This window comes from Telluria sp. ZB4P36, assembly GCF_059685865.1.
In genome coordinates this window covers 211,985-226,813 of record NZ_JCASIE010000005.1, presented here as the reverse complement: position 1 = coordinate 226,813, position 14,829 = coordinate 211,985, and the positions used below count along the sequence as shown (strand labels likewise).

Below are 14,829 nucleotides of genomic sequence, written 5' to 3'. Positions count from 1 at the left end.
ATTCTCTTCAATATCAATGTGCGCCCGAGGCACCGCCCGGCGACTTCACCTTGTCCGCCAGCCAGATCGCGGCGATGCAGCAGATCAGCACCAGGCCAACGATCCAGAAGGCGTCGTTGTAGGCCATCACGTAGGACTCGCGCCGCACGATGCGGTCGAGCACCGCCAGCGCCTGGTTCGCTGCGCTTGCCGGGTCCATGCCGCCGGCGATGAAGCCCTGGGTCAGCCCGTCCAGCCGCTGCTGGGTCGCCGGTGCGAAGCTCGACACCGCCTCGCCCAGGCGCGCCGAGTGGAAGTGCTCGCGCTTGGTCAGCGCCGTGGCCAGCAGCGCGATGCCGATCGAGCCGCCGAGGTTGCGCGTCATGTTGAACAGGCTCGAGGCCGAGGGCATGTCCTTCGGCGCCACGCCCTGCATCGCGAAATTCGACAGGGTCAGCATCACGAAGGGCTGGCCGATCGCGCGGATGACTTGCGTGAGCATCAGCTGGTCGTAGCCGGTGCCGGCATCCATGAAGGCGTTCATCAGGCAGGAGCCGCCGAACAGCAGCAGGCCGAAGGAGCACAGGATGCGGTTGTCCACCTTCGAGGACAGCGCCGCAGCAAAAGGCATCACGAGCAGCTGCGGCAGGCCGACCCAGGCGATCACTTCGCCGATCTGCATCGGCGTGTAGCCGGCGATCTGGCCCAGGTAGAGCGGCAGCAGGAAGGAGGAGCCGTACAGCCCCATGCCGGTCACCGCCGACAGCACGGTCGCGACCAGGAAGTTGCGCTGGCTGTAGAGGCGCAGGTTCACGAAGGGTTCGGGCTTGGTGAAGCTGACCGCGACCCAGCCCAGGATGCCCACCAGGGACAGCGAGGCGAAGCTGACGATGAACGAGGACTCGAACCAGTCCTTCGAATTGCCCTCTTCCAGGAAGATGGTCAGGCAGGCCAGGCCCATCGCCATCAGGCCGATGCCGAGCCAGTCGGCGTTCAGCAAGGTCTTGACATTCGCCTTCTCCTTGTCCAGCCCCCACCACATGCCGGCGATCAGGAGCACGCCCGGGATCCAGTTGATGTAGAAGATCGAGGGCCAGCCGTACAGCTCGGACAGGTAGCCGCCCAGGGTCGGGCCCATGGCCGGCGCCAGGGTGGCGGTGAGGCCGAAGATCGCCATGCCGGCCGCGCGCTTCGAGGCCGGCAGGCGCGTCATCACCAGCGTCATCGCCATCGGAATCAGGGCGCCGCCGGTGAAGCCCTGCAGCATGCGGAACACGATCATGCTTTCCAGGTTCCAGGCCGCGCCGCACAGGGTCGAGAACACCAGGAACAGCGCCGTGGTGCCGATCATGTAGGTGCGCGCGCCGAGCGCGCGGGTGAACAGGGCCGTCATCGGGATCACGACGATCTCGGCGCACAGGTAGGCGGTCGAGATCCACGAGCCCTCTTCCTGCGTCGCCGACAGCGAACCGAGGATGTCGCGCAGCGAGGAATTGGTGATCTGGATGTCGAGCACCGCCATGAAGGCGCCCAGCATGCCGGCGGCCACCGCGATCCAGGTGCGGGCGTCGACGCGGACGCCGTCGGCCGGCGCACCCGCGAAGGTGCCCACTGCAGCCATGGGCGCTGCGGCCTTGGTAAGGCTGGTCATCGCAAGTCCTTAGTGCGCGGCGGCGGCGGTTTGCACAGGGGCCGGCTCCTGGCCCAGTTCGACCTCGGCCACCACCGACATGCCCGGCACCAGGCGGCCCGCGTATTTCCTGACGTCCGCCGGGTCGAGCACGATCTTGACCGGCACGCGCTGGACGATCTTGGTGAAGTTGCCGGTCGCGTTATCGGCCGGCAGCAGGGCGAACTGGTTGCCCGAGGCAGGCGAGACGCTGTGCACGCGGCCCACCAGGTGCTTGCCCGGCAGCGCATCGACTTCCAGTTCGACCTTCTGGCCCGGCTCCAGGCCGGCAAGCTGGGTTTCCTTGAAGTTGGCGGTGACCCAGACCTCGTCCTCCACCACGGCCAGCAGTTGCTGGCCCGGCTGCACGCGGGCGCCGACTTCGATGCTGCGCTTGCCGATGCGGCCGGCCACCGGCGCCACGATCCGGTTGTAGGCCAGCTGCTGGCGCGCGTCTTTCAACTGGGCCTGCAGCACCTTGACCTGGGCTTTCAGTACTTCGCGGCCGGCATCGGCGGCGGCCACCTGGGCCAGGGCAGCGGCGGCGTTGTCGCGGCGCGCGGCCACGTCGGCGCCGGCGGCGCTGCGCGCGGCGGCGGAAGCATCGACTTCCGCCTTGGACACCGCCTTCATGGTCTCGTTATAGAGCTGGCCGAAACGCTCGGCATCCTGGCGCGCACGCAGCAGTTGGGCTTCGGCCTGCTTCACCTGGGAGCCGGCGGCAGCGGCCTGGGCCCGCACCTGCGCCACCTGGGCGCCGGCCTGGGCGATCTGCTGCTCGCTTGATGCGATCTGCGCCTCGATCTGCTCGACGCGCACGTGGTGGTCGGCCGGATCCAGCTCGGCGATGACCTCGCCCGCCTTCACCAGCTGGTTGTCGTCCACCAGCACGCGGGTGACCACGCCGGGCACGCGGCTCGATACCGGGTGCACCCGGCCGGTGAGGTAGGCGTTCTCGGTCTCGACATAGTGGTGGCTGCGGTACCACATGCGCCCGCCCGCGCCGAGGGCGACCAGGGCGATCAGTGCCACCACGCCCAGCACGCGCTTGTTGGGAGGGGTTTTGCCCGGCGCCGCAGGCACGGGCGTGTGGATGGCTGGCTGGGTGGCGGCCGGGATGTGCGATTCTGCCATGGGTCAAACTCCGGTAAAAATGAAATGGGTCATGCGCATTATTTTCCGGCCACCGGTCAAAAGTCAAGAAATGAAACGATTGCATTTCATTTCTTATGCATTAAAATGGGCGCATGACGAAAGCGCCCCCTGCTACACCGGCCAAGTCGGCCGGCCGCCCAAAAGCCTCGGAGGTCGAGGCACGCACCCAGGAATTGATCGATGCCGCCGGCTGCCTGTTCCTGAAGCACGGCTATGCCGGCGTCAGCCTGGAGACCATTGCCCGCAAGGCAAGGGTGGCGGTGCGTACCATCTACGTGAAGTTCGGCGGCAAGGCCGGCCTGCTCAAGGCCGTGCTGGCGGCGCGGCGCGAGCGCTTTTTCCCGGTCGGGAAGATGGACGTCGACGAGCGCCCGCTGCGCCAAGTCATTGACGAGTTTGGCCACTATCTCTATGACATGCTGTGCGAACCGGACGCGATGACCCTGCAGCGCATGGTGATCGCGGAAGCCGCCAGCAATCCGGAGCTGGCCGAAGCCTTTTATGAAGGCGGGCCGCGCATGACCCGCGAGATGCTGGAACGCTACTTCGCCCGTCCCGACGTCCGCGCCCAGCTGCGTCCCGATGCCCCTGTCTCCCAGCTACCCTCCTACCTGATCGCCTGCATCATTGGCGACCCGGTGGTGCGCTACCTCTTCCCAGAACGCGCACTGGGGTCCGAAGAAGCACGTCGGCTGCTTGCCGAGCGTTTAGAGTTGTTTTACCGCAGCATTCTTTGACCACATGGTCAAACAGCGGTCTGTGCGTGATCGCACCGACTTGGACCAAGTACTTGTGTCAATCTGACATCCTTGATTATGGAGGATGTCATGAACAAAAAAACGACAGCGGCTGTCCGCCGCGAGGAGGAAGCATGAGCAAGTCTTCCCGATACGAATGGCGCGACCAGCAGGCCGCGTTGCAAGAGCGTATGAAAGGTTTCCTGCAGAATCCTGGCAACGAACAGCTGGAAGCGGTCGTTGCAGAAATGCGTGCCTATGCCGCCGCCGCCCAGGCCGGCACCATCGACATTCCGCAACGCTTTATCGCATTTACCTGAACCATCCGACACCGAACCGCCGCCCCGCGCAAGCCGGGCGGCTATTTTTTTGTCCAGACCGGCGGGAGGCTGCCTCAGCCAGCCATGGCCGGGGCCGGATTGCCCTGCGACTGCGGTTCGAAGTCGAACAGCCGGCTCAGGCAATACACCTTGCGCGGAGCGCGGTGGCGTTCGTGGATCTCGCGGGTCATGACTTCGACCCGGCGCGGCTGGAGCGACAGCTGGCGCGGGTCGATGAAGTCGGGTGCGCCCTCGAGGAAGCGCGCCGCGAGCTGCTGGGAAATGGTGCCGTGAACGAGATGGACTTCGCCGTGGACCATGGTCCTGAGCTCGAAGCAGCGTGTTTCGGGCAGTACGAATACCGTCCCGATGTATTCATTGCCGTGTTCGTACATAGCAGTCTCCCTGTAGCCTGGCACGCGATGGCGGCATGGCTTGCCGCCACACGTCCCCATCATAGCAATCAATACAGCGCCAGACCCTGTCACGATTGAAATTTGTCTCGCGCAGTTCGCGCCGCCGGCATGCATTTCGCGCCGGCCGCCGCCGCTTCGTCGCAAGCACCCGCACCGTCCCGGCGGGCGCGCCAGAATGGCTCCACCAATCCACCACAAGGAGACCAAGATGAAACCCATCCATACCGCAGCTGCCTTGATCCTGTTCGCTACCGGCGCCGCCGGCGCAGCCGACCTGACCGTCCGCGTCGACGACGTCAGGGCGGCACAGGGCAAGCTCATGGTCGCCATCTACGATTCCGCCGACGGCTTCCTGAAGCGCCCGGCCAAGGCCGCCCATGCGGTCGCCGCCGAGGGACTCGTCACGATGCTCATCAAGGACTTGCCGGCGGGCGAATACGGGATCGCCCTGTTCCACGACGCCAACGGCAACGGCAAGATGGACCGCAATGCGATGGGCATCCCGTCGGAAGACTACGCCTTCAGCAACAACGCCCGCGGCGTCATGGGCCCGCCAAGCTTCGAGCAGGTGAAGTTCACCGTGCCGGCGGCCGGCGCCACCACCACCATCAGCCTGCGCTGAGGACGGCGCCATGGACCGCCGCCGCTTTCTGGAAGCCGGACTGGGCCTTGGTGCGCTCGCGCTGGCAGGCGCCGCCCGCGCCGACCGGGAAACCCGGCGCCGCTTCCACGCCGCCCTGGCCCGCGATCCTTCCCTCGCCGTGTATGCCGACACGGTCGGCAGCCAGGCCGGCGACGCCGCGCTCAGCGGCCGCATCCCGGGCGACCTGGCGGGCAGCTTCTACCGCAACGGCCCCGGCCGTTTCGAACTGGGCGGCGAGCGCTACCACCACTGGTTCGACGGCGACGGTTTCGCCCAGCGCTGGACCATCGCCGGCGGCAAGGTCTGCCACCAGGGCCGCTTCGTCGAGACGCGGCGCTTCCTCGACGAGTCGCAAGCCGGGCAGTTCCTCTACCCATCCTTCGGCACCCACGTGCTGCGCCGCGGTTTCCGCGACAACGACACCATGAACGCGGCCAATACCAACCTGCTGCCCTTCAACGGCCGCCTGTATGCGTTGTGGGAAGGCGGCTCGGCAACGGAGGTCGATCCGGACACCCTGGCGACGATCGGCGTCAAGACCTGGCGCGAGGACCTGCGCGCGATGCCCTTCTCGGCCCATCCGAAAGTGGATCCGCAGGGCGGCATGTGGAATTTCGGCGCCCTGCCCGGTTCCGATCGCATCGCCGTCTACCAGATTGGCGCGGACGGACAGGTCCTGCGCACGGCCCTGGTCCCGGTGCCCCGGCAGGCAATGGTGCATGACTTCGCCGTCAGCGCGAAGCACTTGGTCTTCCTGGTCCCTCCCTACGACCTGCAGCCCGGCAGCAGCATGAGCTTCGCCGAGCGCCACGCCTGGGCCGGCAGCGGTCCGGATGCGCGGCCGCTACGCGTCGTCGTGGTGGCCAAGGACACGCTGACCGTGCGCCAGGTGTTCGAACTGCCGCCGCGCATGGTGTTCCACTTCGGGAACGCCTGGGAAGACGGCGGCTGCACCCGTTTCGACGTGGTGCTGCACGAAGGCGACGTGCTGGCCGGACTGGGCGGCCTGATGGCCGGTGAACGCCAGCTTGGGGCGCGCAGCGAAGCCTTGCAGGTCTGCCTCGACTATGCCGGCGGCACGGCGCGGACCAGCCGCATGTTCGGCAGCAGCGAGTTCCCGCGCGTCGCACCGCAGGTCGTCGGCCGGCGCCACCGCAAGCTGGTGCTGCTCGGCGGCGACGCCCTGCTATCCTCGGTCAACCTGGTCGACACCGACAGCGGCAAGGTGGATGGCCACGACTTCGGCGCGGGCTGGCAAGTCGAGGAGCACGTGCTGGTCCCGCGCCACCATGCGCGCAGCGAGTCCGACGGCTACCTGGTCGGCGTGGTCCAGGACCTGCGCAAGGGCGTCGGCGTGCTGACGGTATTCGATGCGGCGCGCGTATCCGCCGGTCCACTGGCGCTGGCCAGACTGCCCTATCGCACGCCGCACTGCTTTCATGGTAATTTCTTAACTGCATGATCACCGCTACTCCCTCCCCCAAACGCTGCGACACCGCGCGCGAGCGCGGCCACCCGCTGGAACTGATCCCCCTGTTCCGGCGCTGGCCGCCCTCGCTCCTGCGCAACCTCGTCTATACGGCGATCTGGAGCTCTGCGATCGCCCTGCTCCTGACCGTACTGCAGAAACTGTTCGGCCGCAGCAGCATGTCGTTTGCGCGGCTGCTGTTCGCGACCCTCGTCATCAGCAACCTGATCGGCTTCCTGATCCATGGCGCCCTGCACCTGCTCGAACGCCATTTCCCGCACGAGAACATGCTGCTGTTCCGCAGCGCGCAGGTGCTGGCCATCGCGGCGGCCAGCGTGATCGGCATCCCCTTCGGGAATGCGCTGGTGGCCGGCAGGAGCCCGCTGCGCTTCTACCAGACCAGCACCACCCTCGTGTTCCTGCTGGCCTTCGGCCTGATGACGGCCCTGTTGATGGTCCTGGTGTTGTCCGCCGGTGAACGGCGCATGCGGCGCGAAGCCGAAGCAGCGCGCCAGCAGGAACAGTTCGCCGCCGCCGGCCGCCTGCTGGCCGAGGCGCGGCTGCGCGCCCTGCAGGCCCAGATCGAGCCGCACTTCCTGTACAACACCCTGGCCAACGTCGTCAGCCTGATCGACAGCCAGCCGGCCAAGGCCAGGCGCATGCTGGAACGCTTCATCGACTACCTGCGCGCCAGCCTGTCGGCCAGCCGCGCCGAGCATGCGACACTCGGCAGCGAGGTCGATCTGATCGGCGCCTACCTCGACGTGCTCGGCGTGCGCATGGAGGGCCGCCTGCGCTGGCGCTTCGAGCTCGACGCCGCCATGCGCGCGCTGCCGGTGGCGCCGATGCTGCTGCAGCCCGTGGTCGAGAACGCGATCATGCACGGCATCGAACCGAAGCTGGAAGGCGGCGAGATCGTCGTGCGCGCCCGCTTGAACGACGACATGCTGTGCGTCGAAGTGTGCGACAGCGGCCTCGGCTTGCGCATGATGCCGCCCCGTCCCGGCGGCGGTGTCGGCCTGTCCAACCTGCGCGAGCGCCTGCGCCAGCTGTACGGCACTGACGCGCAACTGCAGCTCATCGAAAACCCCACGGGCGGCGTCACCGCGCGCCTGCTGCTTCCTCTCCTGGTGCCATCATCGACCATCCCCACGCCCTGATCGCGGACGACGAGCCGCACCTGCTCGACTACCTGGAATCGCAGCTGGCGCTTGCCTGGCCCGAACTGCGCGTCACGCGCGCCGCCAACGGCGTGCAGGCGCTGGAACTCATCGACGCGCTGGCGCCGCAGGTGGTCTTCCTCGACATCCAGATGCCCGGCCTGAACGGCATCGAGCTGGCGGCGCGCCTGTGCGAAGGCGGCAATCCACCGCGCGTCGTGTTCACCACGGCCTACGACCACTACACGCTGCAGGCCTTCGAGCACGCGGCCTTCGACTACCTGCTCAAGCCGATCGGGCTGGAACGGCTGGCGCGCACGGTGGCGCGGCTGAAGACGGCGCTGGCCACGTCCGCGCCTGCGCCGGCGCCGGCGCTTGACGTCCTGCAGGTGCTGCTGCGCCAGCTGGGCGCGGCGACGCCGGCGCCCGCGCCCTTGCAGTGGATCCGGGCCGCCAGGGGACAGGAGACGCGGCTGATCGCGATCGACGAGGTGATCTACTTCCAGAGCAACGACAAGTACACCAGCGTGTACCTGGCGGATGGCGAAAGCCTGATCCGCACGCCGCTGAGCAAGCTGAAGGAGCAGCTGGATCCCCAGCAGTTCTGGCAGATCCATCGCGGCGTGATCGTCGCGGCGCGGCACGTGGCGGGCACGCGCACGGACTTTCGCGGACGCCTGCACGTGCGGCTCAAGGGACGCGAGGAACAGCTGGTGGTGAGCCGGAATTACGTGGATTTGTTCAAGCAGATGTAGTGTGCACGCAAAAAGAAAGGGGACCATGATGGTCCCCTTTCGCTACGCCAGGCTAGACAGCGATCACTTCTTGCGTGCCGGCGGCAGGTCGGTGCAGACGCCCTTGTAGGCTTCCGCCGCCATGCCGATCGATTCGCCCAGGGTCGGGTGCGGGTGGATGGTCTTGCCGATGTCCACGCCGTCCGCGCCCATCTCGATGGCCAGCGCCACTTCGCCGATCATGTCGCCGGCATTGGTGCCGACGATGGTGCCGCCGATGATGCGCTTGCTTTCCTTGTCGAACAGCAGCTTGGTGAAGCCTTCGTCGCGGCCGTTGGCGACCGCGCGGCCGCTGGCGTTCCACGGGAAGTGGCCCTTCTCGACCGCGATGCCCTTCTGCTTGGCTTCGTCTTCGGTCAGGCCGACCCAGGCCACTTCCGGATCGGTGTAGGCCACCGACGGAATCACTTTCGCGTCGAAGAAGGCCTTCTCGCCGTGCGCCGCTTCGGCCGCCACGTGGGCTTCATGCACTGCCTTGTGCGCCAGCATCGGCTGGCCCACCAGGTCGCCGATGGCGAAGATGTGCGGCACGTTGGTACGCATCTGGCCGTCCACGCCGATGAAGCCGCGGTCGCTCACGACCACGCCGGCCTTCTCGGCAGCGATCTTCTTGCCGTTCGGGCTGCGGCCCACGGCCACCAGCACCAGATCGTAGAGCTGCGGTGGGGGTGCGGTGGCGCCGGCTTCCGCTGCTTCGAACGTGACCTTGATCCCTTCCGGCAGCGCTTCCACGCCGACGGTTTTGGTCTTCAACATGATGTTGTCGAAGCGGTGGGCGTTGTACTTCTGCCAGACCTTGACGGCCTCGCGGTCGGCGCCCTGCATCAGGCCATCCATCATCTCGACCACGTCGATGCGTGCACCCAGGGTCGAGTACACGGTCGCCATTTCGAGGCCGATGATGCCGCCGCCGATCACCAGCATGCGCTTCGGCACCTGGCGCAGTTCCAGCGCGCCGGTCGAATCGACGATGCGCGGATCTTCCGGCACGAAGGGCAGCTTCACCACCGCGGAACCGGCGGCGATGATCGCCTTCTGGAACTTGATGACTTTCTTGCTGCCGTCACCGGCAGTGACTTCGATGTGGTTCGGGCTCAGGAATTGGCCCACGCCCTGCACCACATTGACCTTGCGCGCCTTGGCCATGAAATTCAGGCCGCCGGTCATCTTCTTGATCACGCCATCTTTATAGGCGCGCAGCTTGTCGATGTCGACGTCGGGCTTGGCGAAGCTCACGCCCAGGTCGGCCATGTGCGCGGTCTCGTCCATGATGTGGGCCACGTGCAGCAGCGCCTTGGACGGGATGCAGCCCACGTTCAGGCAGACGCCGCCGAGGGTCGCGTACTTCTCGACCAGCACGGTGTTCATGCCCAGGTCGGCCGCGCGGAAGGCGGCCGAGTAGCCGCCCGGGCCGGCGCCCAGCACCATCATCTCGCATTCGATGTCGACCTGGCCGCTGTAGCTGGCCGCGCCCGGTGCCGGTGCGGCGGCCGGGCTGGCGGCCGGCGCCGGATGGGCCGGTGCATACGAATCGGTCGGCATGGACGCCGCCGTCGGCGCGGCCGGCTTGGCCTCAGGTGCAGCCGCGGCCGCACCGGACTCCTCGATCAGCAGCAGCAGCGAACCTTCGTTCACCTTGTCGCCGACTTTCACTTTGACTTCCTTGACCACGCCGGCGTTCGTCGACGGGATCTCCATGCTGGCCTTGTCCGACTCGACGGTGACCAGGGACTGGTCGACCTTGATGGTGTCGCCCGGTTTGACCAGCAGTTCGATGATCTCGACGTCCTTGAAGTCGCCGATGTTCGGAACCTTCACTTCAACAGTGCTCATGCTCGGCTCCTTACAGAAGGGTCTTGCGCAGGTCGGCCAGGACCTCGGCCAGGTAGGCGGCGAAGCGTGCTGCGCCGGCGCCGTCGATCACGCGGTGGTCGTAGGACAGCGACAGCGGCAGCATCAGGCGCGGCTGGAATGCCGAGCCGTCCCACACCGGTTTCATCGCCGACTTCGACAGGCCCAGGATCGCCAGTTCCGGCGCATTGATGATCGGCGTGAAGGCGGTACCGCCAATGCCGCCGAGCGAGGAAATCGTGAACGTCGCACCCTGCATGTTCGCCGGCGACAGCTTGCCGTCGCGTGCCGCGCTCGAGAGCTCACCCATTTCGGTAGCGATCTGCGACACCGTCTTCTTGTCCGCATCCTTCACCACCGGGACCACCAGGCCGTTCGGGGTGTCGGCTGCGAAGCCGATGTTGTAATACTGCTTCAGGATCAGGTTCGCACCGTCTTCGCTGAGCGAGGCATTAAATTGCGGGAACTTCTTCAGCGCGGCGACGGATGCCTTGATGACGAAGGCCAGCATGGTCAGCTTGACGGTCGACTTCTGCTTGGCCAGCGCGGCGTTCGAATCGACGCGGAACTGTTCCAGGTCGGTGACGTCGGCTTCGTCGAAGGTCGTGACGTGCGGGATCATGACCCAGTTGCGGTGCAGGTTCGGGCCGGAGATCTTCTTGATGCGCGACAGCGGCAGCAGTTCGGTCGGACCGAACTTCGAGAAGTCGAGCGAAGGCCATGGCAACAGGTCCAGGCCCACGCCGCTGCCGCCGGCTTTTGCCGGGGCGGCGGCCGGCGCAGCCATCACACCCTTGACGAAGTTCTGCACGTCCTGCTGGGTGATGCGGCCTTTCGGGCCGGTGCCCGGCACGCGGCCCAGGTCGACGCCCAGTTCGCGCGCGAACTTGCGGATCGACGGCGAGGCGTGGGCCTTGGAGCCGGTCACGCCCTGGGCCGGGGCTGCGGCTGCCGGCGCAGGTGCTGCGGCAGGTGCAGGCGCGGCGGCCGGCGCGGCAGCGGCCGGCGCAGCAGCTTGTGCAGGTGCGGCGGCAGATGCGCCACCGGTCGACTCGACCAGCAGCACCAGCGAACCCTTGGCGACCTTGTCGCCCACCTTGACCTTGATTTCCTTGACGGTACCGGCGTGGCTGGAGGGGATCTCCATGCTCGCCTTGTCCGATTCGACGGTGATCAGCGACTGGTCGACCTTGATCTGGTCGCCCGGCTTGACCATCAGTTCGATGACTTCGACTTCCTTGAAGTCGCCGATGTCCGGCACGGTGACTTCGACGATGCCGCCCGCTGCTGCGGGGGCAGCAGGTGCGGGTGCAGCTTCAGCGGCCGGTGCAGCGGCCGCCGGCGCAGGTGCAGCAGCAGCCGGTGCGGCAGCGGCGCCGCCGGCTTCTTCCAGCAGCAGCACCAGCGAACCTTCGGCAACCTTGTCGCCGACCTTGATCTTGATTTCCTTCACGACGCCGGCGTGGCTGGACGGGATTTCCATGCTCGCCTTGTCCGACTCGACGGTGACCAGCGACTGGTCGACCTTGATCGTGTCGCCCGGCTTGACCATCAGTTCGATGACTTCCACTTCCTTGAAGTCGCCGATGTCCGGGACTTTGACTTCCACAATGCTCATAGTGTTAGCTCCGTTTGTTCTTTGAGTTAGCGCTTAAGCCGCCGCCCCGCATCGACGGGGCGGCGGGCTTCGAGCATTTACTGGGTCACAGGATTCGGCTTGTTCTGGTCGATGCCGTACTTGGCGATCGCCTGCGACACGATGGCGCGGTCGATCTTGCCTTCGTCGGCCAGCGAACGCAGTGCCGCCACGGTCACATAGTAACGGTTCACTTCGAAGAACTCGCGCAGCTTGACGCGCGAATCCGAGCGGCCGAAGCCGTCGGTGCCCAGCACTTTATAAGTGCGGTCCTTCGGCATGAAGGCGCGGATCTGCTCGGCGAACATGCGCATGTAGTCGGTGGTCGCAATGATCGGGCCCGAGGTGTTCTGCAGCAGCGAAGTCACGTAAGGCACGCGCTGTTCCTGCTCCGGGTTGACCATGTTCCAGCGCTCGGCATCCTGGCCGTCGCGGGCCAGCAGGGTCAGCGACGGGGCCGACCACACGTCCGCATCCACGCCCCAGTCGTTCTTCAGCAGCTGGCTTGCTGCGATCGACTCGCGCAGGATGGTGCCGCAGCCGATCAGCTGGACGCGCGGCGCCTGCGAGGCGGCAGCGCCTTCCTGGAGCAGGTACATGCCCTTCAGGATGCCCTCTTCCTGGCCCGGCTTGATGCCCGGATGCGCGTAGTTCTCGTTCATGATGGTGATGTAGTAGAACACGTCTTCCTGTTCTTCCACCATGCGGCGCAGGCCGTCCTGGATGATCACGGCCACTTCATGGCCGAAGGTCGGATCGTAGGGGAGGCAGTTCGGGACCGTGGCCGCGATGATGTGGCTGTGGCCGTCCTCGTGCTGCAGGCCTTCGCCGTTCAGCGTGGTGCGGCCGGCGGTGCCGCCCATCAGGAAGCCGCGCGCACGGATGTCGCCCGCCAGCCAGACCAGGTCGCCCACGCGCTGCATGCCGAACATCGAGTAGAAGGTGTAGAACGGGATCATGGTGCGGTTGTTCGACGAGTACGAGGTCGCCGCGGCGATCCACGAGCTCATGCCGCCCGCTTCGTTGATACCTTCCTGCAGGATCTGGCCGGCCTTGTCTTCACGGTAGTACATCACCTGGTCGCGGTCGACCGGCTCGTACAGCTGGCCCTGCTGGTTGAAGATGCCGATCTGGCGGAACAGGCCTTCCATGCCGAAGGTACGCGATTCGTCGACCAGGATCGGCACGATGCGCTGGCCGATGCTCGGATCCTTCAGCAGGCTGGTGATCACGCGCACGTAGGACTGGGTGGTCGAGATCTCGCGGCCTTCCGCGGTCGGCTCGAGCACGGCCTTGAAGGTGTCCAGCTTCGGCACCACCAGGGCTTCGTCGGACTTCGAGCGGCGCTGCGGCAGGTAGCCGCCGAGGGCCTTGCGGCGCTCGTGCAGGTACTGCATTTCCGGCGCGTCGTCGGACGGCTTGAAGAACGGGATCTCGGCCAGCTTGTCGTCCGGGATCGGGATGTTGAAGCGGTCGCGCATCTCGCGGATGGCGGCGTCGTCCAGCTTCTTGGTCTGGTGCGCGGTGTTGCGCGCCTCGCCCGACTTGCCCATGCCGAAGCCCTTGACGGTCTTCACCAGCAGCACGGTCGGCGAACCCTTGTTCTCCTGCGCGTTCTTGAAGGCGGCGTAGATCTTGTGCGGGTCATGGCCGCCGCGGGTCAGGCGCCAGATGTCGTCGTCGCTCATGTTGGCGACCATCTTGAGCAGCTCCGGATGCTTGCCGAAGAAGTGCTTGCGCACATAGGCGCCGTCCTTGGCCTTGTAGTTCTGGTATTCGCCGTCGACGGTTTCCATCATCACGCGCTGCAGGATGCCGTCCTTGTCCTTCGACAGCAGGGCGTCCCACTGCGAGCCCCAGATGACCTTGACCACGTTCCAGCCGGCGCCGCGGAAATCGGCTTCGAGTTCCTGGATGATCTTGCCGTTGCCGCGCACCGGACCGTCCAGGCGCTGCAGGTTGCAGTTGACGACCATGACCAGGTTGTCGAGGCGCTCGCGCGCGGCCATGCCGATCGCGCCCATCGATTCCGGCTCGTCCATCTCGCCGTCGCCGCAGAAGACCCAGACCTTGCGGTTCTCGGTATCGGCGATGCCGCGTGCGTGCAGGTACTTCAGGAAGCGCGCCTGGTAGATCGCCATCAGTGGCCCTAAGCCCATCGACACGGTCGGGAACTGCCAGAAGTCCGGCATCAGTTTCGGGTGCGGGTAGGAAGACAGGCCCTTGCCGTCGACTTCACGGCGGAAGTTCAGCATCTGTTCTTCGGTGATGCGGCCTTCCAGGTAGGCGCGTGCATAGATGCCCGGCGAGGAGTGGCCCTGGATGTACAGCAGGTCGCCGCCGTGTTCTTCGGTCGGGGCGTGCCAGAAGTGGTTGAAGCCGATGCCCAGCATGTTCGCCAGCGAGGCGAAGGATGAGATGTGGCCGCCCAGGTCGCCGTCGGCGCGGTTGGCCTTGACCACCATCGCCATCGCGTTCCAGCGCATCCACGAGCGCAGGCGCTCTTCGTATTCGAGGTTGCCCGGGCAGTTCACGTTCAGGTGGGCCGGGATGGTGTTCACGTAGGCGGTGTTGCTCGAGAACGGAATGTGGGCGCCGCGACGGCGCGCCAGGTCGACCATGCGCTCCATCAGGTAGTGCGCGCGGTCGGTGCCTTCATGTTCGATTACCGCTTCCAGCGCATCCAGCCATTCCTGGGTTTCGAGCGTGTCCGGGTCGTTGGCAGCTTGTGCCGTCAACTGGTCGAGTTGAGCTGACATTAATGCGTCTCCTTGAGTGTGCGCCCCGACCTATCCCTAGAAATGGCTGGTGGCGGTATGGTGAAATTTCAAATATCTGAAAATAAACTCTTCGATTCTACCAGCGGACTTTGGGTTTTTCAAATTGCGATATGTCATTTCATATTGTGGAATATCATGCTGCAAGTGCACATTCCTGCCGCAGCACAGGCGGTGACAGCTGACAAATATGACAATGCTTCGCCGGCTGCGGCGCGCGATAT

At 65.9% G+C, this 14,829-nt stretch carries 12 protein-coding genes; 6 read left to right on the top strand and 6 right to left on the bottom strand.

The genetic code is table 11. From position 1 onward, the window contains the following. Positions 1 to 13: 13 nt before the first annotated feature. Together AC56LK_RS10290 and AC56LK_RS10285 are read right to left on the bottom strand one after the other, a co-directional pair. A complete protein-coding gene (locus AC56LK_RS10290) occupies positions 14 to 1,630 on the bottom strand; it encodes a DHA2 family efflux MFS transporter permease subunit (RefSeq protein WP_497184450.1) in 1,617 nt (538 codons plus the stop codon). 9 nt (positions 1,631 to 1,639) lie between these two features. Then, positions 1,640 to 2,782 carry an HlyD family secretion protein gene (locus AC56LK_RS10285; RefSeq protein WP_497184449.1) on the bottom strand — a complete coding sequence of 381 codons (1,143 nt, stop codon included), beginning with the start codon at positions 2,780 to 2,782 and terminating at the stop codon, positions 1,640 to 1,642. Positions 2,783 to 2,895: 113 nt separating this feature from the next. Between AC56LK_RS10285 and AC56LK_RS10280 the strand changes: the two genes are divergently transcribed. Beyond that, the gene (locus AC56LK_RS10280) at positions 2,896 to 3,540 is read left to right on the top strand and encodes a TetR/AcrR family transcriptional regulator (RefSeq protein ID WP_497184448.1); all 645 of its coding nucleotides are present in this window, start codon (positions 2,896 to 2,898) and stop codon (positions 3,538 to 3,540) included. 134 nt (positions 3,541 to 3,674) lie between these two features. Then, positions 3,675 to 3,860 (top strand): hypothetical protein, encoded by a 186-nt coding sequence (locus AC56LK_RS10275; protein WP_497184447.1) that lies wholly within the window; start codon positions 3,675 to 3,677, stop codon positions 3,858 to 3,860. A 74-nt stretch (positions 3,861 to 3,934) separates the two neighbouring features. Here AC56LK_RS10275 and AC56LK_RS10270 read toward each other — a convergent pair whose 3' ends face one another. Then, the gene (locus AC56LK_RS10270) at positions 3,935 to 4,255 is read right to left on the bottom strand and encodes a hypothetical protein (RefSeq protein WP_497184446.1); all 321 of its coding nucleotides are present in this window, start codon (positions 4,253 to 4,255) and stop codon (positions 3,935 to 3,937) included. Between the two features lie 229 nt (positions 4,256 to 4,484). On the opposite strand from AC56LK_RS10270, the gene AC56LK_RS10265 reads away from it, so the two are divergent. The 4 genes from AC56LK_RS10265 to AC56LK_RS10250 are packed head-to-tail and all read left to right on the top strand — an operon-like array spanning position 4,485 to position 8,302. Then, on the top strand, positions 4,485 to 4,898 hold the full coding sequence (locus tag AC56LK_RS10265; RefSeq protein ID WP_497184445.1) for a DUF2141 domain-containing protein: 414 nt from the start codon (positions 4,485 to 4,487) through the stop codon (positions 4,896 to 4,898). Between the two features lie 10 nt (positions 4,899 to 4,908). Continuing rightward, a complete protein-coding gene (locus AC56LK_RS10260; protein WP_497184444.1) occupies positions 4,909 to 6,381 on the top strand; it encodes a carotenoid oxygenase family protein in 1,473 nt (490 codons plus the stop codon). Beyond that, complete coding sequence (locus AC56LK_RS10255) at positions 6,378 to 7,547, top strand: sensor histidine kinase (protein ID WP_497184443.1); 1,170 nt, start codon at positions 6,378 to 6,380, stop codon at positions 7,545 to 7,547. The genes AC56LK_RS10260 and AC56LK_RS10255 overlap by 4 nt, the downstream gene beginning before the upstream one ends. Before the next feature lie 20 nt (positions 7,548 to 7,567). Then, positions 7,568 to 8,302, top strand: a complete 735-nt coding sequence (locus tag AC56LK_RS10250) for a LytR/AlgR family response regulator transcription factor (RefSeq protein ID WP_497184476.1) — start codon at positions 7,568 to 7,570, stop codon at positions 8,300 to 8,302. 63 nt (positions 8,303 to 8,365) lie between these two features. On the opposite strand, the gene lpdA is transcribed toward AC56LK_RS10250, so the two are convergent. From lpdA to aceE, 3 genes are all read right to left on the bottom strand, one after another. Continuing rightward, positions 8,366 to 10,174 (bottom strand): dihydrolipoyl dehydrogenase, encoded by a 1,809-nt coding sequence (lpdA, locus tag AC56LK_RS10245; RefSeq protein WP_497184442.1) that lies wholly within the window; start codon positions 10,172 to 10,174, stop codon positions 8,366 to 8,368. A gap of 10 nt (positions 10,175 to 10,184) precedes the next feature. Beyond that, positions 10,185 to 11,810 (bottom strand): dihydrolipoyllysine-residue acetyltransferase, encoded by a 1,626-nt coding sequence (aceF, locus tag AC56LK_RS10240; protein ID WP_497184441.1) that lies wholly within the window; start codon positions 11,808 to 11,810, stop codon positions 10,185 to 10,187. 77 nt (positions 11,811 to 11,887) lie between these two features. Further along, positions 11,888 to 14,587 (bottom strand): pyruvate dehydrogenase (acetyl-transferring), homodimeric type, encoded by a 2,700-nt coding sequence (aceE, locus tag AC56LK_RS10235; RefSeq protein WP_497184440.1) that lies wholly within the window; start codon positions 14,585 to 14,587, stop codon positions 11,888 to 11,890. Positions 14,588 to 14,829: the final 242 nt, after the last annotated feature.